The following is a 19372-nucleotide window of genomic DNA, read 5'->3' on the forward strand; positions in this document are numbered from 1 at the left end:
GCAAGTATTATAAACAAAACAGGCCCCGAAATTTCGGGGCCTGTTTTGTTTTATCTATCTGGCTTCAAACTTGTAGCCTACGCCTTTTACGGTAGCTACAACTTCATCACCAAGTTTTTCGCGCAGTTTGCGGATGTGTACATCAATGGTGCGGTTGGTTACCACTACCGAGTCTTCCCAGATGTTTTTCAGGATCACCTCGCGGGTATAAACCTTGCCAGGTTTAGAGGCCAGCAGGTAAAGCAACTCAAATTCTTTTTTGGCCAATACTACCTTTACGCCTTTTTGGTAAACCAGGTAGGCTTCTCGGTCTATCACCAGGTCGCCAATTTCCAGCTTGTTATCGGTAACTTCTTCTGGTGGTGCATTACGGCGTAGAATAGCATTAATACGGCTCACCAGGGCACGTGGCTTAATAGGTTTCGCGATGTAATCATCGGCACCTACGTTAAAACCGGCAATCTCTGAATACTCCTCGCTACGGGCGGTTAAAAAAACCATAAAGGTGTTCTTAAACTCGGGCATGGTGCGCATAATACGACAGGCTTCGATGCCGTCCATTTTGGGCATCATAATATCCAGTACAATAAGATCGGGAAGTGTTTTTTTAGCTTCGGCTACAGCCTCCTGCCCATTACGGGCCGAATAAACCTGGTAACCTTCTTTTTTGAGGTTATATTCTATTAGTTCTAAAATATCGGGTTCGTCGTCAACAATTAAGATCTTTTGTTTTACGGTGCTCATGGGCAGGTTAAATTTTTGTATAAATGTATGCTGTTAATGCAAGCATACGGTTAAATACATATTAACAAATTGTTAACTACTGTAAAAATTTAACGTATTGTTTAGGCTAATTAAATGTCTTGTTTAAAAAAGCTTCCAAATCGGCACCTGTTATGTTCTTTGCGGCGATATTCCCCTGTGGATCAATAATAAAATTGGAAGGGATGGCTTCCACCTGATAAAGGCGCTCGGTAGGACCTTCAAAGTTTTGAAGGTCGGACACATGGGCCCATGTTAAGCCATCACTCTTGATTGCCGAGGCCCAGTTTTTCTTCTCCACGTCTAACGAGATCCCCAGGATATTAAAGCCTTTGCTGTGGAATTTGCCGAACTGCTTTACTACATTTGGGTTTTCCTTACGGCAGGGCATACACCATGATGCCCAAAAATCGAGCATCACATACTTGCCTTTATAATCTGACAACTTTACTTCTTTACCATCTATCGACGTTATGGCAAACTCGGGAGCCTTATGCCCTACCGAGATAGGTTTAGCTCTCTCCATCTGGTGTTTAAACCGGGCCACATCGGGGTTTTCTTTTAAATCGTCCTTTATGTCGTCGGCATAAGCAATCAATTGTTGCTCGTATTTGATCGGGTCGAGCGATGCAGCAGCATAAAAACCTGCCAGTGAGTGCTTATTCGCATCCACAAATTTCAAAACCTCCTGGCTATAATCTGCAATATTTTTCTGAAAAACAGGCATGTATACTTTGAGCAGCGAATCTGAAGAATGCCCAAGTGCTTCTGACTTAGCCATATATTCATCAGACAACTTGCTGTTTTTATCACCATACACGTTACTGATCCTGTTAAATTCCTTTATTTTTTCAGATGGGTCAGAACCCGAAATTTCGTAGCTGTGTTTTAAGTCGTTTAAATCAGTACTGAACGTAATATGGTCACCATTTTTCACCACCACATCAAATATGCGACCGGCGACGCCAATTTTATAAAGGCTTTCGTAAGGAGTAGCGTGCTTAAATTCAAATTTATTATCAACAATAGCAACCGAATCTATAGGGCGCGAGCCGGTACTATCAGCCAAATACAAGGTGGCTTTGCCTATTTTACCGGAGTTGGTTACAGTGCCCGAGATCTTGAAGTTTTCAGTATCCTTACATGAAGTGAAAAAAATCGCGAACAAAAAGGCAATACAGGTAAGCAGACGGATTTTCATTTTCTATTTAGATTCTAATTCTTTTATTAAAAGCTGGTTGGTTTTTTTGGGGTCAATTTTCCCTTTGGAAATTTTCATGATCTCGCCCATAAACAAGCCTAAAACGCCTTTTTTACCCTTTTGGTATTCTATTACCTTATCAGGGAATTTGGCCAGGGCAGCATGTATAAATTCGTCCAGCTGGGATGAATCGTCGCTGATAAGCAAATTAAGGTCTTTAGCTATTTGGTCGGCACTTTTTCCATTTCCTTTCAGCATTTCAGGAAATATCTTGTGCGATGCAACCGAATTGTTCACTTTGCCATCATCTACCAACTTAATCAACCCGGCAAGCGTAGCTGGTTTCAGCTCCAGATCTGTAATATGGATGTTATGATCGTTGATGTAGGAACTTACCGCACCCATCAGCCAGTTAGCGGCAGACTTATAATGGTTAGTATGTTTGATGATCTCCTCAAAGTAAGCGGCGAATTGTTTATCGGCGGTAATAACTCCCGCGTCGTAGTCCGACAGCCCGAGTTCTGTGGTATACCTGGCAAACAATTCCTTTGGTAAGGCGGGCATTTGTTTGCGGATGTGTTCTAAATACCCCTCGGTGAGCTGCACCGGTAACAAATCCGGCTCGGGGAAATAGCGGTAATCGTTCGCCATTTCTTTGGATCGAAGCACGGATGTTTCGCCGGTATCGGCATTGAAGTTTAAGGTGTTCTGGTCTATATGGCCGCCGGCTTCTATAACTTCCACCTGGCGCGCAAACTCATGCTCTATAGCGCGCTGCACATTGCGGATAGAGTTTAAATTTTTCACCTCGCAGCGGTTGCCGTATTCGACAGCACCATGCAGGCGTACCGAGATATTGGCATCGCAACGCATACTGCCTTCCTCCATATTACCATCGCAAATATCCAGGTAACGTAAAAGGCGGCGTACTTCGGTTAAAAACTGGCCTGCTTCTTCGGCGCTGCGCAGATCTGGCTGCGATACAATTTCTATCAGCGGTACCCCTGCCCTGTTCAGATCTATGAGGGAGTACTCGTCGTGTTGGTCGTGTGAGCTTTTGCCGGCATCATCTTCCATGTGGATATGATGGATGGCGATATCTTTGGTGGTATGGTCGGCCAGTTTTACACTAACATGCCCGCCTAAACAAATAGGGCGCTGGTCCTGCGTGGTTTGGAAACCCTTGGGCAGATCGGCGTAAAAGTAATTTTTACGGGCGAAGGTGTTTTTAAGGTTGATGCTGCAATTACACGCAAGCCCCATTTTAACGGCGTATTCCACCATTTTTTTGTTGATGCGTGGTAATGTACCGGGATGCCCCAATGAAACCGGACTCACATGCTCGTTTGGCCCGGCGCCAAAAGCCGCCGAATCTGATGAGAATGCCTTACTTAAAGTGGATAATTGCGCGTGTATCTCTAATCCTACAACTAACTCGTACTTATCACTCACGCCGCCTGTTAGAACTGCCATATTATAATTCAGCTGTTGTACAGCATTGATTTGAACTTTTCAAATATAATGTTATTTCTATTTTTTGAGGTATTTTTTAAATTCTATTACCTGTATTGTAATAAACCACATGAAAATGCTACAAACAGCATGGATTATCTATTGGGGATAATATTTCTACTTTAAAAACAAACCGGGTAGTTAATTAAGAATATCATAAATTAATTAAACTATTTGCCTGCTTTACTGTCTGTATCATAACGTATTAAAATATACGGACACTTACATTACGACATCATGAAAAAAATTATTTTAGGGATGCTGGCAAGTTGTTTTTTGCTTGCTGCATCTGTTACCCAAACTAAAGCACAGGTAAGCCTCAACGTTAACATTGGCACTTGGACGCCCCCTGTGGAATATTCAAATGTTGAATACGTTTACTTGCCCGATGTGGAAAGCTATTATTACGTGCCAAAACATCAGTATGTTTATATGGACGGCGGGCAATGGGTATTCAGGAACGCGCTGCCAACCCGGTACAGCAATTACAATATTAATAACGGGTACAAAGTTATAGTGAACCGCCCGCAGGCATACCGCTACTTTACTACCGACCGTACCCGTTACGCTAAATACAAAGGCTCTAACAAGCAGGTTGTTGTTCGTGGTAATTCATACGCCGCGCATAACAAAAACTACGTACGCAAAAACGTAAAAGTTTACAATGGCAACCCCGGTCATGGAAATGGTGGTGGTAAGGGTAACGGAAAAGGCAACGGTGGTGGCAACGGAAAAGGTGGCGGCCACGGCAAACACTAAATAGAGATGCAATTCAATAAGAAGGCCCTCCGATCACTCGGAGGGCCTTCTTATTTCAATTAGTTTGTCATATCGAGTGAAGCGCAGCGACGAGATATCTTAAACGCTGAGCATCCGAACTTTGCATTCGCCTACAAGCAGCGCGTATAAGAATCGAATTACCCCACAAACGTCCTTGCTTTCGCCAATGCATTATCAATACCGCTTGCATCGCTGCCGCCGGCTGTGGCGTAGAAGGGTTGGCCACCGCCGCCGCCTTTTACTTCTTTGGCCAGTTCTTTTACAATGTTGCCCGCATGCAGGCCATTATCTTTCACCAAGTTCTCGGCAATCATTACCGTGATGTTGGGTTTGCCGCTTATTTCGGCGGCCAGCACCAGGTACAGGTTGGGCACGATATCTTTTAAATTATAGGCGAGATTCTTAACCGCATCAGCGTTGGGTAATTCTACCCTTTGGGCAATGAAGTTGATACCGTTGATGCTCTCTACTTTTTTAGCCAACTCGTCTTTTAAGCCGGATGATTTCTCCAGCACCGATTTTTCTATTTCCTTTTTGAGTCGGCTGTTTTCTTCCAGCAGACTTTCGATGCTCTTGCCAATATCCTTCGGGTTTTTCAGCAGTTCTTTTACCTGTTGCACCAGTTTGGTTTGCTCGTTGATGTAAGTCTCAGCAGCAATACCGGTAATAGCCTCAATACGGCGAACACCGGCCGCTACGGCACTTTCCGATATAATTTTAAAGTACCCGATATGCCCGGTAGCCTTTACGTGTGTACCACCGCAAAGCTCCTTACTGAACTTAGCATCAAAGGTAATTACGCGGACAAAGTCGCCATACTTTTCGCCGAACAGGGCAGTTACACCGCTGCTGATGGCTTGCTGGTAAGGCACACTGCGCTCTTCCTGCAGGTATATATTCTGGCGGATCTTCTCGTTCACAATAGCCTCAATCCTTGCCAATTCCTCTTCGGTCACCTTGGCAAAGTGCGAGAAATCGAAACGCAGGTAATCGGCATTCACCAGGGAGCCTTTTTGGTTGACGTGTGTGCCCAGTACCTGTTTCATGGCAGCATGCAGCAGGTGGGTGGCGCTGTGGTTATTGTTGGTGCTGTCGCGCTTGGCAGAATCAACCATCGCGGTTAAGGCATCTTCAGGCGTCGACGGCAGTTTATCTGTAAAGTGGACGATGAGGCCGTTCTCTTTTTTGGTATCGGTAACTTCAATGATCTCCCCGTTAGGGAACACCAATTCGCCTTTATCCCCCACTTGGCCGCCGCTTTCGGCATAGAAAGGCGTTTTATCCAAAACGACCTGAAACTGCTCTTTACCCTTAGCCGTTACCTTGCGGTATTTAATGATATGCGCGATGGTTTCTGTTTCATCATAGCCGGTAAACTCAACGGCTTCGTCCTCGTCATTTACTAAAATCCAGTCGCCGGTATCAATGGCAGTAGCTGCGCGGGAGCGGTCTTTTTGGGCTTTAAGGGCAGCGTTAAACCCTTTTAGATCAACTGTCAACTCTTGTTCGCGCGCCATTAATTCAGTTAAGTCAAAAGGAAATCCATATGTGTCAGACAGTACGAATGCAAAATCTCCAGCGATAACTCTTAAAAAACTATGAATTATTTCCTTTGCGTCAGATACTGAATTAGATTTATTAGCCAAATCTTTTAATTCATCCAATTCTGTCGTTGAATAGGCTTTTTTGTTTTCATAGTAAAAGATATCCAGAAACTCAATGGACGCGTCGACAAATTGCTCTTTCTGACTATTGGTTTGATACTGAGAATGATAGGCACTTATTTTTAATCGTAAATCACGTAAGACCTGTCTCCTATTTTCAAATAAAATAATCCCTTTTGAGAGAGTTCTTAAAAACGCCACCTCTTCTTCTCTAACAACTTTTTGAACAAAATCTATCTGGGTATGCAGCTCATTAAAAACGCCTTTGAACTGTTGCGCTAACAATGGAACAAGCTCGTTTATGAATGGTCTTTCAATATTCAAAAAACTATAAGAATATCTAACAGCTCTTCGTAATATGCGTCTGATTACATATCCGGCTTTATTATTGGAAGGTAATTGTCCATCTGCTATTGCAAAACTCACAGCTCTTATGTGGTCTGCTATAACTCGCATGGCGATATCAGATTTCTTATCCCAAAACTCATTGCCATCTAATTTGACAATATTAGGATATTGCCTCAGTGAGTTTACTGCTAAATATTGGATTAAAGGTTGAAAAATATCTGTATCGTAATTTGATTGTTTGCCCTGAAGTATTCGAACCAATCGTTCAAATCCCATACCAGTATCCACATGCTTAGCAGGCAAATTTTTTAATGTAGTGAAAGCAAATAAATTATCTGACTTCCATTTTTTTTCATCAATTCCCCCATAGATAGTTGCGGCGTTTTTAAATTCACTTTGGCCTCCGTCCTTTCCACCCCAAATCCGGTTAAATTGCATAAATACGTTATTCCAGATCTCTATCACCTGGTCGTGGTCGGCATTAACCAGGGTGGCGCCACTAAACTCGCCGCGCTCACTGTCGGGACGACTATCGAAATGTACTTCCGAGCATGGGCCGCAGGGGCCGGTTTCGCCCATTTCCCAAAAGTTATCCTTTTTGTTGCCGGGCAGTATATGGCTCTCATCTACGTATTGTTTCCACAGTTCGTAGGTTTCGGTATCTTTTTCAAGCCCTTCTTTTTCGTCGCCCTCAAAATAGGTAACGTACAGGCGGTCCTTATCCAGTTTGTAAACATCAACAAGCAGTTCCCAGCTCCAGGCAATGGCCTCTTTTTTAAAGTAGTCGCCAAAGCTCCAGTTGCCCAGCATCTCAAACATGGTGTGGTGGTAGGTATCAATACCCACTTCCTCCAAATCGTTATGCTTACCGCTAACGCGCAGGCAACGTTGGGTATCGGCCACGCGCGGCGCTTTAGCGGGCGCCTCGCCCAAAAACACATCTTTAAACTGGTTCATCCCCGCGTTGGTGAACATGAGGGTGGGGTCGTTTTTTATTACAATAGGCGCGCTGGGCACAATAATGTGCCCCTTGGAGGCAAAAAAATCAAGAAATGCCTGGCGGATCTGGGTAGCTGTCATAATAGTACTTGTATTGCAAAACGGGTTTGCTGTGCAAAAGTGTGAATTTTTGTGAAATTTTGAGCAGTTATTTCACACTAACCCGTTCGCCACCTCGAGCGAAGCGCGGCAATCATCGGCAGGAAGAGCAATCACGGTTGTCCTGCCTGTGCCTTGTTAGGAATGGATTTGCTATATGAAATGTCAGTGGATGTTACTTTCTTTTGGCAGCAAAAGAGAAGTAACCAAAGAAAACTGCCGGCTGCGCCCTGTTCTATGAGAGTTTGTGCTTTAGCGGTTTCAGTGGTTGCCGAACAGGACAAGGCCGGTTTTGAAGGGCTTCTTTAGGCTTGCCGGGCTCATTAAACAAATCAAAATCCAAAAAATCGTAAAAATCTGCTACATCCTGATTCAGACAAATTCCTATAATTGCCTTTATGAAAATACAGATCATGGGCGCTTCCTGCGCGGGTTCCACTACCCTGGGGCGCGCGTTGGCCGAAAGCCTTAATATCCCCTTTTTTGATACCGACGAATACTTTTGGGTACTTACCGATCCACCATTCACCACCAAACGTGAGCCGGGGTTGCGTAATCGTACCATTAAGGAAGACATGGCCAAACACGAAAGCTGGGTGCAGGCCGGCTCAGTCATTAAGTGGGGTGCCGACTGGGAGGAGATGTTTGATGTAGTGGTTTTCCTATACATCCCGCATGAACTGCGAATGCAGCGCCTTATTGCCCGTGAGTTGGAGCGCTACGGCGACATCATTTTCACCAACCCCGCTCGTGCCCAACAGCACCAGGAGTTTGTAGCCTGGGCAGATAAATACGAGGATATTACCTTCAGCGGCCGCAACATTAAAGCCCATGAAGACTGGCTAAGCCGTGTTAACGCCCGGGTGCTGCAAATAAGGGGCGATACGACGGTTAAGGAACGGGTGGAAAAAGTTTTGGCGTTTCTAAAGAGCGCAGATCTGCGTTAGGGATGGGCGCGGATACCGGCCATAGCGCGTAAGGCCTGCAGGCGTATGAGCATACAGCCCAGGCCGAAGGCAATGCCCAAATCTGGCTAACATTGGGCAATTTGAAATCCCTCCAACCTCAGAAAAAATTCGAAATCTCAAATCCTAAATTCGAAATTTCCACCTACCTTTGCGTATGCCTTACAAAGAACGCGAGATCAGCAAAATGTACTATACCATGGGCGAGGTGTCGGCCATGTTTGATGTTAACCAGTCGCTGATTCGTTTTTACGAGAAGGAATTTGATGTGCTGCAACCCAAGAAGAATAAAAAGGGCAACCGCTACTTTACCCCGGAAGACATCGAGAACTTTAAGATCATTTTTCACCTCATCCGCGATAAGGGCTACACCCTGCAAGGCGCAAAGGACTACCTGAAAAGCAATATTGGCGATAGCCGCGATAACCAGCGCGTGATAGATTCGCTGGAGAACCTCAAAAAATTCCTGCTGGAAGTGCGCGACGAGATATAAAAATCTGCTGCAGATAAGCTACTTTTATTTCCTTAAACCTTATCGTTCTGTTTAATGCAGAACCGGGAAACCCTGTATGATAGCAGCGCACAAAGGCGAAATTACCATTGTAGTTTTATTACTTCCGTTTATGGCGGGCATTGGGCTGGGGCTTAGCTATCCCGGCGCAGGCGCAATTGCTTTAATTATCCCTTTACTTACATTAAGCCTGTTATTTATCGCGTTAAATGTTGGTTATGGTAAACTGGGTATTTATAAAAAAAGCTGGGTGGGTGGGCTGCTTATTGCTGCTGTCCTTTTACTCTCCGGCTGGCTGGTAACCGTGCAGCATTACCAGTTAAACAATACCGATCATTTTTCTAAAACATCTGCCGAATACCTGGTGGTACACGTCAATTCCGAGCCAAAGGTTAAAGGCGATATAGTAAGATTTACCGCCGATGTGGTACAAACCATCCAAAAGGGCAAGGCAACGACTGCCAGCGGCACCCTGCTCGTCGCCATAAAAGATGAACTGGCTACCAATTTATTTTACGGCGAAGAATTACTCATCCCCGCCAGGTATGCCCCGGTGGAACCGCCTTATAACCCCGGCGAATTTAATTATAAGCGCTACCTGGCCAATAAAAATGTATACCACCAAGAGTTTTTGTACCCCAGGCAATACCGGGTCATCAAAGCCGGACAGGGAAACCCGGTGATAGCTTATGCCCTGCAAACCAGGCAAAACCTGGTTAAAAAGCTAAAGGCAAACATGCACGATACCACCGCCATCGCGGTAGCATCGACATTAATATCAGGCTACAAAGCCGACCTGAGTAACGATGTTTTACAGGCTTACTCTAAAACCGGCACCATTCATATCCTATCGGTTTCGGGCGGGCACGCGGCTATTATTTTTGTGCTGCTGGGCTGGGCGCTTGCCTTTTTAAACGGGAATCGCCGGGGTAAGATCATTAAAGCGATAACTATTATTTTACTGATATGGAGCTATGCCCTGCTTACCGGCTTCTCCCCCGCCGTTAACCGGGCGGCGCTGATGATCAGCATGGTGATCTGCGGGAAAACTTTTGTGAGGTATATCAACAGCCTTAACCTGCTGGCGTTCTCGGCGTTTGCGCTGTTGCTTTACGATCCTTTTTTACTGCTGGACGTGGGTTTTCAGTTATCCTACCTCGCTGTTGCAGGGCTGGTTGTTTTTCAACCGATAGTGTACGAATGGCTGGAATTTAAAAATCGCGTGGCCAATTATATGTGGACAGCCTGCTCGGTTTCCATCTCTGCGCAGGTGATTACCTTTCCGCTCAGCGCGTTTTATTTTCACCAGTTCCCGCTTTACTTTTTGCTAAGCAACCTGCTTATTATCCTACCCATTATGGTCATTATGTATGCCGGTTTATTGCTGCTCCTTTTGCCGCAGATACCGTACGTATCAGCAGCGTTGGGTTCTATTCTGGAGCATAGCATCTTGCTGATGAACAAAATACTTTATTATGTAGAGCAGGCCCCGTACGCAAGTATCAGTAAGATCTGGCTTACACATGCCGAACATTTGTCGTTATATGTTATTATCATATGCCTGTTTTATTTTATGTACGATAAGAAAAAGAAATGGCTGCTTAAGGCGTCGGTGGTAACTATTTTGCTTTTTTGCATCAGCATCAGTTTAAAAAAAGTCAGGAGTAGCGAAACACAATCCATCACCTTTCTCAACCTGCGGAAACATACGGGTATTGTTTTCAAAAACGGCGATAGCGGCGTAGTACTCACCGACCTGAGCGATACGGATAAAAACTACCAATACGCTGTGCAGCCGGGCCTTGATAGTATGCGACTGATAAATTACCGGGTTATTAAACTGGCAGATAACATCCGCCTGCCCTGGTTTATTAAACAGCAAAACATGTTGCAGTTTTTTGATAAAAGGATATTGCTGTTAAACCAAACGATGTCGGGGCAGTCTATCCCCCGTAACTTACATATAGATTATTTGTACATCAGCGACAACCCTTTTATGGATACCATTGCGATGAAAAACCGAATACTGATCATCGATGGAAGTAATTCTGATAAGTATATTGATAAACTAAAAAATATTCCTGTAAATTGTAAAATATTAAAGCGTAACAAATCTATCAGTATAGCATCTAAACTATAATAATTTCTATATTTTATAAATAATTTGCATCTCAGTTAATTACACACTAAATTGTATTCATTAAACTAACACTATGAAGATTAAACTATTTACCGTTGCCATGGGCCTTGCCCTTACCGCAACAGCCATTAACGCGAACGCTCAGAAAAAAGCCTATACCGAGGGTATTGCAACCATCAGTACCAGCATGATGGGCCAGGCTACCGAGGCAAAAAGCTATTTCAGACCAGATTCTGCAGCGCTTTCTTTCACCGCCGGCCCGGCAAACATTAAGGTAATATCTGATGCTAAAGCCACGTTTATGGCAATTTTGGTTGATGTTTCTATCGCGTCTATCAAAAAAGCAGCTGTTTTATCGCCTGCCGAAATTGAAGAAGCACGCGCGAAAATGCCTGTGTTAACCTTCGCACCGGGTACCGAAACTAAGGTGATCAATGGTTTTAACTGCAAAAAAGTAGTTGCTACTGATACCAAAACAAGCAAAACTTACGATATCTGGGTAACCAACGATATCTCTTTACCAACAACCGCTATCGCGAAATATTACCAGGGCGCGGGTGGTGTACCTATCCAGTACACCAGTTTTCAGGATGGCCAGTCTACCGAGGTTACTATTAAAAGCATAACCGAAGGCAAAGCTCCTGCGGGCACATTCGGCATCCCCGGCGATTTCGAAAGGATCACTATGGACGACCTGAAAGCCATGAGCGGCGGCGGTATGTAATCCGTTGTTATGAAATAAAGAACCCCGGTAATGCGACGCGTTACCGGGGGTTCTTTATTAGTAGTTCCGCCTACTTGTCCTATCGGAAGATTGCTTCGTACCTCGCAAAGACGAGGTTGGGAAGTTTAATCTGCACATCTGAAATCCGCACATTTGCACATCGGTGAGGCAGCATCTACCCTATTTCCACCGCCAAATTATCTACCCATTTGGCAAATAATGAGGTTTCCATTTCTACGGCTTTTTGGGCGTGTACCTGCCAGTCGGGCGAGAATTGTTGTAGTTGGTTTATCATTTCTTCGAGGTGCCCTTCTTCTTCCAGGATGATCGACTTTACGTTCACTTTGCTGTTCACGTCGTCCAGCGCGTTTTGGTAAATGGGGTATAATTCATCGGCACGTACTTCTATAGCATAGGTAACCAGCAGGTAGGCTGCAAAACGCAGTTCGCGGCCACTAAGGTTCATACCATATTTAAGGTAGCGGCATACATCAATATCCAGTTGGTTTAGGTAGTATTTGCTAAACGCTGGGGCCAGCAGGTATTCGGCGGCATAGGTTGGCAGTTCCACCCCTGTTTTTTCTATCTGTTTTTTAAGGTAGAAAGCATGCCGGTGTTCTTCAGCAGCGTGTTTCAGAATGATATAGGTAACCGTTGTGGGGTCTTCACTGGCAGAAATTTTGCGCGCGCCGGTGTTTTCCATCAGCGATAAGGTATTCAGCCAGCGGGCGTGTAAGCGGTTCTTGGCTATAATTTTAGGTAGAATAGTGTTCAGATGCATAAGTTAGATCTCATCGAGCGCCTGGCCGATGCTTTGGTAAATATAATCGAGCTCGGTATTGCTAATGCAATATGGAGGTAAAATGTAAATAACGTTGCCAAGGGGACGCAGAATAATGCCCTTGCCCAAAAAGTAATGGTAAAGTTTATCGCGCAAACCGTTGAAGTAAGAAGTATCGCTGCCGGTTTCCCATACAAGGGCCAAAATAGTGCCTGTTTGGCGGGTGGTTTTAATGCTGCTATGGCCTTTTATGGTTTCGGCAAAGGCTGCGTGTCTGGCGGCTATCCTATCAATATTTTGTTGGGTGGATGGCTCTAAGAACAGATCCAGACTGGCCAATGCCGCAGCACAGGCCACCGGGTTAGCGGTGTAAGAATGTCCGTGGAACAGAGTTTTCATCCGGTCGTCCGACAGGAAAGCATCATAAATAGCCTCCGTGCAGGTTGTTAAACCCAGTGCCATGGTGCCGCCGGTAAGGCCTTTAGAAAAACACATGATATCGGGCTGCACCTGTACATGGTCGCAGGCAAAGTTCTTGCCCGTGCGCCCGAAGCCGGTGAATACCTCGTCGGCAATCAGGAGCACACCTTCGCTTTGGCAATGCGCCATCAACTCATTTAAGTATTCTGCATCATACATCACCATCCCCGCCGACCCCTGCACCAACGGCTCAAAAATAAAGCAAGAGATCTCTGTCTTGATATTTGATACTAAATACTTGATACTTTCTATGTTCTCCGCGTTCGGCAGATCGATAAACTCTACTTCGAACAATAAGCTATCAAAAGCGGCTGTAAAAGCACTCCTACCGCTTACCGACATAGCGCCGAAAGTATCGCCATGGTACGCGTTTTTGAAAGCCAGTATTTTGGTGCGTTGCTCACCTTTGTTATGCCAGTATTGCAGGCACATTTTTATGGCCGCCTCTACCGCGGTGGATCCATCATCGGTATAAAACGCCTTTTTTTGGTTAGATGGAAGGATGGCCAGTAAGCGTTCGGCTAATTGCACCGCGCCCTCGTGCGTAAAACCCGCGAAGATGGCGTGCTCCAACTTATGCAGCTGTTCCGATACTTTCTTGGCGATGTAAGGATGCGAATGCCCGTGGATATTCACCCACCAGGATGATACGGCATCAATGTATTTGATACCGTCTTCGGCATATAAGCAAGCGCCCTCTCCTCTAACTATAGGGATAGGCGGCTGCGCGGTTTTCATTTGCGTATAGGGATGCCAGATAACGGCGAGGTCCCGTTCAACCAAGCTCATATTGTTTTTATTAAAAGATCCGTAACGTATTGGTCTATCGGGAAGGTGCAGGTATCCGTGGTTAGATCCGACAGTCTTACCCAGCGGAAAGACTGCAGAATATCCCCTCGTCCATCAAAATCAAATACGGCGGTTTTTGTTGTGAAATTTAAAGGCGAGGTATTTCTCACCACATAATATACGCTGATGATCTGCGAATCGTTAAAGGCCGATTTTACGAAGAAATCGGTAGTGTAAAAGTGACTGACAATCTCCACTTCGGTATTGCATTCTTCTACAAACTCGCGTTTCAGGCCATCGGTTAATCCTTCTCCGTACTCCAGCCCGCCACCGGGGAATTTGGTAAAACGCATCCCGTATTCCTGCTCGTCGCTTATTAAAACTTCGTTGTTATCGTTTATCAGCAGCCCGTAAACGCGTACATTAAAAAATTGCTTACTGTTCATAATGCTTTTTATTACGCATAACTTTCTCCATGGTCCATTCTATTTCTTCCGTTTTAGCCTCATGCCTTATGGGGCAGTTGGGCATACTGCAGTAGTGGCAGCAAAATGGCAGGCATGGGTCGGTATGAATAAACAGTTCAGTTTGGATACCGGCTTCGCGGTTGATGAGTACTTCTACCAGCTTTACTTCCTCATGTACCTTGTTCAGGTCGAAATAGTTGGGTAGCGTTAAATGGCAATCTATATGCAGTTCGTTTCCGTATTTTTGCGCGCGCAGATTGTGGATGTCTATCCACTCGTACCGCCGCCTTTCGCCAAGCAGTTTAACTACGTCGCTAACGATAATAAAATCTGTTTCGTCCATTAACCCGGCGACCGAGCTGCGGATGAGTTTGTAGGCCGTATATAATATATAGATGCCCACCAAGATGGATAACACACTATCCAGCCACAATATATTGGTGAAATGAATAAGCAGCAAGCCAACCACTAACCCGGCGCTGGTAACTGTATCGGTTAATAAATGCCTGCCATCAGCCTCAATGGTGATAGATCTTAGCGATTTCCCCTGGCTTATCATATAATATCCTAACCCGCCGTTAATAGCACCTGTGATCCCGATGATGATGGCACCCCTCAGCAGATCGTGGATTATCTCCGGGTTAAAAATGCTGTAGACCGATTTCAGGATGATGATAACGCCGGCAATGCCTATCAGGGCACCCTCAATAAATACCGAAAAAAATTCCACCTTACCATGGCCGTAGGGATGGTTCTCATCGCGCGGCAGCGATGCCAGGTAAATGCTGTAGAACGCGAAGCTGCTGGCCACCACGTTCACAATGCTTTCGGCAGCATCAGTAAGTACAAAATTGGAGTTGGTTAAAAAATACGCGGCAAACTTCATTACCATCAGTACAGCACCGGTAACAAGCGATAGTAGAATGATCTGTTTTTGTTCCTTCAAAACGCGGCTTTTTTTGAGAGGGCAAACTTAAACAAAATTTCGCCTCATCATTTTGAGAATTGTAACGATTGAGTGAGCGGATGGTTCTTTATATTATTCGCCCCATTTCCTCGCTGTCCTGTTTTAAGGGCGTACCATTTTATAATGGTACGGAGTGGGACACCCCCTGTACACCCGGTGGTACAGAAATGGTACACCCGCTTGTGGAAAACTATTGGGATAATATTGGGTTACTTTTTAGGGTCGGGAGTTATTAAGCGACTTTTGTGAGGACAAGGTTGCGCGGTTGGTGGTGACAATACCAACAAGGGAGGAAGATTTGACAACTTTTAGAAAGTTGTCAAATCTATTATCGCTCTTCGAGAGACCCTGCGTCGACAGAAAAGGGTCATTTATTTGAAATTATAGCTTTAAATTCGGTTAAATTATTGGGGCACCAATAAGGTAGGATAACTGCATTGTTCAGGCGGTTATTTTACTTATATGATGAAACAATATCATGTAAGTACTTTCGAACCACCATTGAATCGATTAAATTATAGGTTATTGCAGTATCTGCATGAAGGCTAAGATACTTTAACCTACTCCCGTAAATACCCAAAGTTTCAATAGCAACCTCGTCGACTAATTTGTTTTGCAGAAATAGTTTAGCTTTACCTTTTCTTCTGTCGACTGATAAATAATCAATATTCTTATTTACACGCTCAATCTTTCCACCTATGATGGTATATGAGTAGGCTATCTTGTATCTGCCAAATTCAGTTGGGTTGAATTTGTTCGACTTCAGCCAAGGCAAGAATAATTCCAAATCACTTTGTCCAACAGAATAACTGATAGTAAGCGAGTCATTGTTACATCTGATAAATCTAAATGGGAAGGGAGTCGCCATTGTCACATCTCGCATCAATCTGCCGTTTTGATTAAATAACTGCAGAGAATACGGGCCATTCTCTTCCCTTCGTACAATCCTGACAATTTCATTTTGTCCGGCATAAATTTGGTAAGAAATATCCGGGCCTTCAAATTTAACGAAATCAGTATTATCACATGAACTCATCAAGAGCAATGCAACACCCAAATAAGTGTTCAAAACACAAAAAAGTCTATCCTTTAAAAATCCCATATTCTATATTAGTTTGGGGCGACAGAAATGTGCGCGGATGTTAATCCCAAAACAACGTTTCATTGCACTGCGGTTGTTGATGATAACACCAACAAGGGCAGAAAAGAGCATTATCAACATGCCATTTTACTTCACCACCTCTACCGAGCCAAAAAACACTTCGCTGGCTTTGGTAACCATATTAGCAGGTACCCGGCACGAGAGGGAGTACATCTTACTGCCGATCAGCACCATGTGTATCAGCAAGGTGTTTTTATTCGTTTTTTCGGATGCGGACAGGCTATAAGTGGTGTAGGTCTTCCACTGGCCTATTTCTATATCGCCAAAGGTGTAATTAGTTTTAACGGATGCCAGACCCGCTCTCAGTTGATCGGCAAATTCCTGCTTATCCTTCATTGGCGCTAAAGCGGCCGAATCTAAATGGGCTACAACTTTATAATCTATCACGTTAGCACTGTAGCCAACGCTGTCGGCAGCTCTAAGGGTATAAATGTCGATGCCATTCTTGGCGGTTTTTTGAGGTTCGGAAGGAAATTTCACCGATAGCCTTTCGTCGAGTTTTATAGTTACCCACCTGGTTTGGGATTTAAGCGTTGTGGATAACAACAGTACAAATAACAGCAGGTAGTAGGTTTTTTTCATCTAATTTATTGTGATAGGTTTTACTCAAAAGTAAGGCATTAATTTCACAAATTAAGGCTACCTGCGCTTGTGAAGTATAAGATAATTAAGGTTCTCGCCTAAAAGGCTGCCAATTTCAAAATTTGTCAAATCTAACAGGCTTGTCACCCATCCGTAAAGGTTTTTTCTATATTTGCCGCGCAATAACACAAATAATATGAGCGCATTAAGTAACAGGATAAACAACCTGTCGGAATCTCAGACCATTAAAATGGCAAAAATGGGCCGCGAACTGGCGGCTAAAGGTGTGGATGTGATCAGCCTGAGCTTTGGCGAGCCTGATTTTCATACGCCCGAGCATATTAAGGAAGCTGCTAAAACAGCCATGGATAAGAATTTTACATACTATACCCCTGTTGCCGGTTACCCTGACCTGCGTGCAGCGGTAGTAGGCAAACTGAAAAACGAAAACAACCTTGATTATACTGCCACTCAAATTGTGGTTTCTACCGGTGCCAAGCAGGCCTTAGCCAATGCGGTACTTTGTTTGGTAAATCCCGGTGAAGAAGTAATTATTCCTACCCCTTACTGGGTGTCTTACTCGGAAATTGTGAAGCTTGCCGAAGGTGTCAGCGTTTTTATCGATACTACTGTTGAGCAAAACTTTAAGATCACTCCTGAGCAACTGGAAGCAGCCATTACGCCCAAAACAAAATTATTCATGTTCTCGTCGCCCTGTAACCCTACCGGGAGCGTGTACAGCAAAGCCGAACTGGAAGGCCTGGCAAAGGTTTTCGCTAAATATCCTGAGATCTACATCCTGAGCGATGAAATCTACGAACACATCAACTTTATTGGCGGGCACGAATCTATCGCCCAGTTTGATTATATTAAAGATCGTGTGATCATTATAAACGGCTGGAGCAAGGCCTTCGCTATGACCGGCTGGAGGATTGGTTACACCGCATCTAACAGCGAAATTGCAGCGGCATGCGATAAACTACAGGGGCAAATTACCTCCGGCACTTGCTCTATCACACAAAAAGCGGGCGTTGCTGCTTATACTGGCGGTCTGGAAAGTGTTCACCAAATGCGCGAGCAGTTCCAAAAACGCAGAGATATTGTTTATAATTTATTAAAGGATATTCCGGGCATCACAGTTAACCTGCCCGAAGGCGCATTCTACTTTTTCCCTAACGTAACCTCGTTCTTCGGTAAAAGCTTCAACGGTAAGGTGATCAACGATTCTGACGAGCTAAGTATTTTCCTGCTGGAAGAGGCCCACGTAGCTACCGTAGGTGGTGATTCATTCGGCGATAAAAAATCTATTCGCATCTCTTACGCCGCTGCCGAGGATAAACTGATAGAAGCTGTAAGAAGGATAAAAGAAGCGCTGGCGAAATTGGTATAAATATCTGAGATCTTCTCTACCGTCATTGCGAGGCACGAAGCAATCTCCCGATATAAAGGTAGGCAATTGCAAAGTGGCCATACCTGGCGGTGATGTAAAGTTCAGAGATTGCTTCCTGCCTCGCAATTACGCGGTAGCGAAAACAAAAAACCCCTTTGCCAATGGGCAAAGGGGTTTTTTGTTGTTGATTTAGTTGCAGTAATTACAAACCGAAACCGTAAGCTATACGCAAACCTACTGTACCAAAATTATTACCCTGGCCCGAGAAATTCTCGTAACGTGCGCCTACATCCCATTTCTGATTAGCCCAGCCAATACCCGGCGAAGCGATCAGTTTGGTGTTTTTAGACACATCACCTGCAGAAGTACCTTTCACTTCACCAAAATTGGAAGTTTCGAAACCTGCACCAACTTCTGCACCTAAATAGATGTTTTGCGATACAAAAGCTTTGATACCTAATTTAACCGGGATCATTCCGTAAGATTTGTAATCTAAACCTGCAATAGGAGTAGATTTTCCAAAGTAGTTATAGTAACCAGAGGTAAGGGTTAACGCTAAATTATCGGCAACACCATATTGTAAACGTGGAGTTATACCTATACCTGCTTTAGAGATCTCTTTCAGATTTCCTGTTGGCAATAAACCTTCAACACCTATACCAAAGCGTAAAGCGCTTTTAGGGGTAGATTGTGCGTTAGCATTTGTTCCTAAAAATATAGCTGCTGCTGTGAACGCTGCTGCTACTAAAGTTGTCATTTTTTTCATTGTTGTGTTTGTTAATAAAACAATTGTTAAATTGTGATACATCCCCCTTAACAAATACTTTGCCACTGTGCCAGTTTTTGCATCGGCACACAGCATTCTAATCTTAGAATAACAATATTTACCATTAAATTTTAAGGGTAGAGCGATTGATAATCAGCCAATTTTACGCTAATACGGATATAAAAAACATATCCGGGTGCCATAGACCAATGTAAAGCGATTGTTAACAATTTATGTGGTTGATAGCATACAAACTGTATAGTGTTATGTATACACCATGATT

17 protein-coding genes are annotated in these 19372 nt (G+C 44.2%); 6 read left to right on the forward strand and 11 right to left on the reverse strand.

What is annotated here, in order from left to right; all coding sequences use genetic code 11:
* Nucleotides 1-54 precede the first annotated feature (54 nt).
* From ABIX36_RS06885 to gatB, 3 genes are all read right to left on the reverse strand, one after another.
* Complete coding sequence (locus ABIX36_RS06885; protein ID WP_348081425.1) at nucleotides 55-744, reverse strand: response regulator transcription factor; 690 nt, start codon at nucleotides 742-744, stop codon at nucleotides 55-57.
* A gap of 106 nt (nucleotides 745-850) precedes the next feature.
* Entirely contained in the window at nucleotides 851-1963 is a 1113-nt protein-coding gene (locus ABIX36_RS06890) for a TlpA disulfide reductase family protein (RefSeq protein WP_348081426.1), read from the reverse strand.
* Between the two features lie 3 nt (nucleotides 1964-1966).
* Nucleotides 1967-3436 carry an Asp-tRNA(Asn)/Glu-tRNA(Gln) amidotransferase subunit GatB gene (gene gatB, locus ABIX36_RS06895; RefSeq protein ID WP_348081427.1) on the reverse strand — a complete coding sequence of 490 codons (1470 nt, stop codon included), beginning with the start codon at nucleotides 3434-3436 and terminating at the stop codon, nucleotides 1967-1969.
* Between the two features lie 276 nt (nucleotides 3437-3712).
* Here gatB and ABIX36_RS06900 point away from each other — a divergent pair, with 276 nt between their 5' ends.
* The gene (locus tag ABIX36_RS06900) at nucleotides 3713-4234 is read left to right on the forward strand and encodes a hypothetical protein (protein WP_348081428.1); all 522 of its coding nucleotides are present in this window, start codon (nucleotides 3713-3715) and stop codon (nucleotides 4232-4234) included.
* A 158-nt stretch (nucleotides 4235-4392) separates the two neighbouring features.
* Here ABIX36_RS06900 and alaS read toward each other — a convergent pair whose 3' ends face one another.
* Nucleotides 4393-7347, reverse strand: coding sequence for an alanine--tRNA ligase (alaS, locus tag ABIX36_RS06905; RefSeq protein ID WP_348081429.1), 2955 nt, complete (start codon nucleotides 7345-7347; stop codon nucleotides 4393-4395).
* Nucleotides 7348-7763: 416 nt separating this feature from the next.
* On the opposite strand from alaS, the gene ABIX36_RS06910 reads away from it, so the two are divergent.
* The 4 genes from ABIX36_RS06910 to ABIX36_RS06925 all read left to right on the forward strand — a co-directional run bounded on the left by ABIX36_RS06910 (nucleotide 7764) and on the right by ABIX36_RS06925 (nucleotide 11705).
* The gene (locus ABIX36_RS06910) at nucleotides 7764-8312 is read left to right on the forward strand and encodes a shikimate kinase (protein WP_348081430.1); all 549 of its coding nucleotides are present in this window, start codon (nucleotides 7764-7766) and stop codon (nucleotides 8310-8312) included.
* Nucleotides 8313-8487: 175 nt separating this feature from the next.
* Nucleotides 8488-8823: a MerR family transcriptional regulator gene (locus ABIX36_RS06915; protein WP_348081431.1), complete on the forward strand. Its 336-nt coding sequence runs from the start codon at nucleotides 8488-8490 to the stop codon at nucleotides 8821-8823.
* Nucleotides 8824-8899: 76 nt separating this feature from the next.
* Nucleotides 8900-10981, forward strand: coding sequence for a ComEC/Rec2 family competence protein (locus ABIX36_RS06920; protein WP_348081432.1), 2082 nt, complete (start codon nucleotides 8900-8902; stop codon nucleotides 10979-10981).
* Between the two features lie 73 nt (nucleotides 10982-11054).
* Entirely contained in the window at nucleotides 11055-11705 is a 651-nt protein-coding gene (locus tag ABIX36_RS06925) for a hypothetical protein (RefSeq protein WP_128534745.1), read from the forward strand.
* Nucleotides 11706-11880: 175 nt separating this feature from the next.
* Here the strand turns inward: ABIX36_RS06925 and ABIX36_RS06930 are convergent, their stop codons facing one another.
* The 6 genes from ABIX36_RS06930 to ABIX36_RS06955 all read right to left on the reverse strand — a co-directional run bounded on the left by ABIX36_RS06930 (nucleotide 11881) and on the right by ABIX36_RS06955 (nucleotide 16933).
* Nucleotides 11881-12486 (reverse strand): hypothetical protein, encoded by a 606-nt coding sequence (locus ABIX36_RS06930; protein ID WP_348081433.1) that lies wholly within the window; start codon nucleotides 12484-12486, stop codon nucleotides 11881-11883.
* A 3-nt stretch (nucleotides 12487-12489) separates the two neighbouring features.
* On the reverse strand, nucleotides 12490-13755 hold the full coding sequence (bioA, locus tag ABIX36_RS06935; protein ID WP_348081434.1) for an adenosylmethionine--8-amino-7-oxononanoate transaminase: 1266 nt from the start codon (nucleotides 13753-13755) through the stop codon (nucleotides 12490-12492).
* On the reverse strand, nucleotides 13752-14201 hold the full coding sequence (locus tag ABIX36_RS06940; protein WP_348081435.1) for an NUDIX domain-containing protein: 450 nt from the start codon (nucleotides 14199-14201) through the stop codon (nucleotides 13752-13754). Before ABIX36_RS06940 ends, bioA begins: the two co-directional genes overlap by 4 nt.
* Nucleotides 14191-15168, reverse strand: coding sequence for a cation diffusion facilitator family transporter (locus ABIX36_RS06945; protein ID WP_348081436.1), 978 nt, complete (start codon nucleotides 15166-15168; stop codon nucleotides 14191-14193). Before ABIX36_RS06945 ends, ABIX36_RS06940 begins: the two co-directional genes overlap by 11 nt.
* Before the next feature lie 475 nt (nucleotides 15169-15643).
* The gene (locus ABIX36_RS06950) at nucleotides 15644-16291 is read right to left on the reverse strand and encodes a hypothetical protein (protein ID WP_348081437.1); all 648 of its coding nucleotides are present in this window, start codon (nucleotides 16289-16291) and stop codon (nucleotides 15644-15646) included.
* A 126-nt stretch (nucleotides 16292-16417) separates the two neighbouring features.
* A complete protein-coding gene (locus ABIX36_RS06955) occupies nucleotides 16418-16933 on the reverse strand; it encodes a hypothetical protein (RefSeq protein WP_348081438.1) in 516 nt (171 codons plus the stop codon).
* A 196-nt stretch (nucleotides 16934-17129) separates the two neighbouring features.
* Between ABIX36_RS06955 and ABIX36_RS06960 the strand changes: the two genes are divergently transcribed.
* A complete protein-coding gene (locus tag ABIX36_RS06960) occupies nucleotides 17130-18323 on the forward strand; it encodes a pyridoxal phosphate-dependent aminotransferase (RefSeq protein WP_348081439.1) in 1194 nt (397 codons plus the stop codon).
* Nucleotides 18324-18525: 202 nt separating this feature from the next.
* On the opposite strand, the gene ABIX36_RS06965 is transcribed toward ABIX36_RS06960, so the two are convergent.
* A complete protein-coding gene (locus ABIX36_RS06965) occupies nucleotides 18526-19089 on the reverse strand; it encodes a hypothetical protein (protein WP_348081440.1) in 564 nt (187 codons plus the stop codon).
* Nucleotides 19090-19372 lie beyond the last annotated feature (283 nt).

The sequence above is a fragment of the Mucilaginibacter sp. genome, from assembly GCF_039925265.1.
GTDB lineage: Bacteria > Bacteroidota > Bacteroidia > Sphingobacteriales > Sphingobacteriaceae > Mucilaginibacter.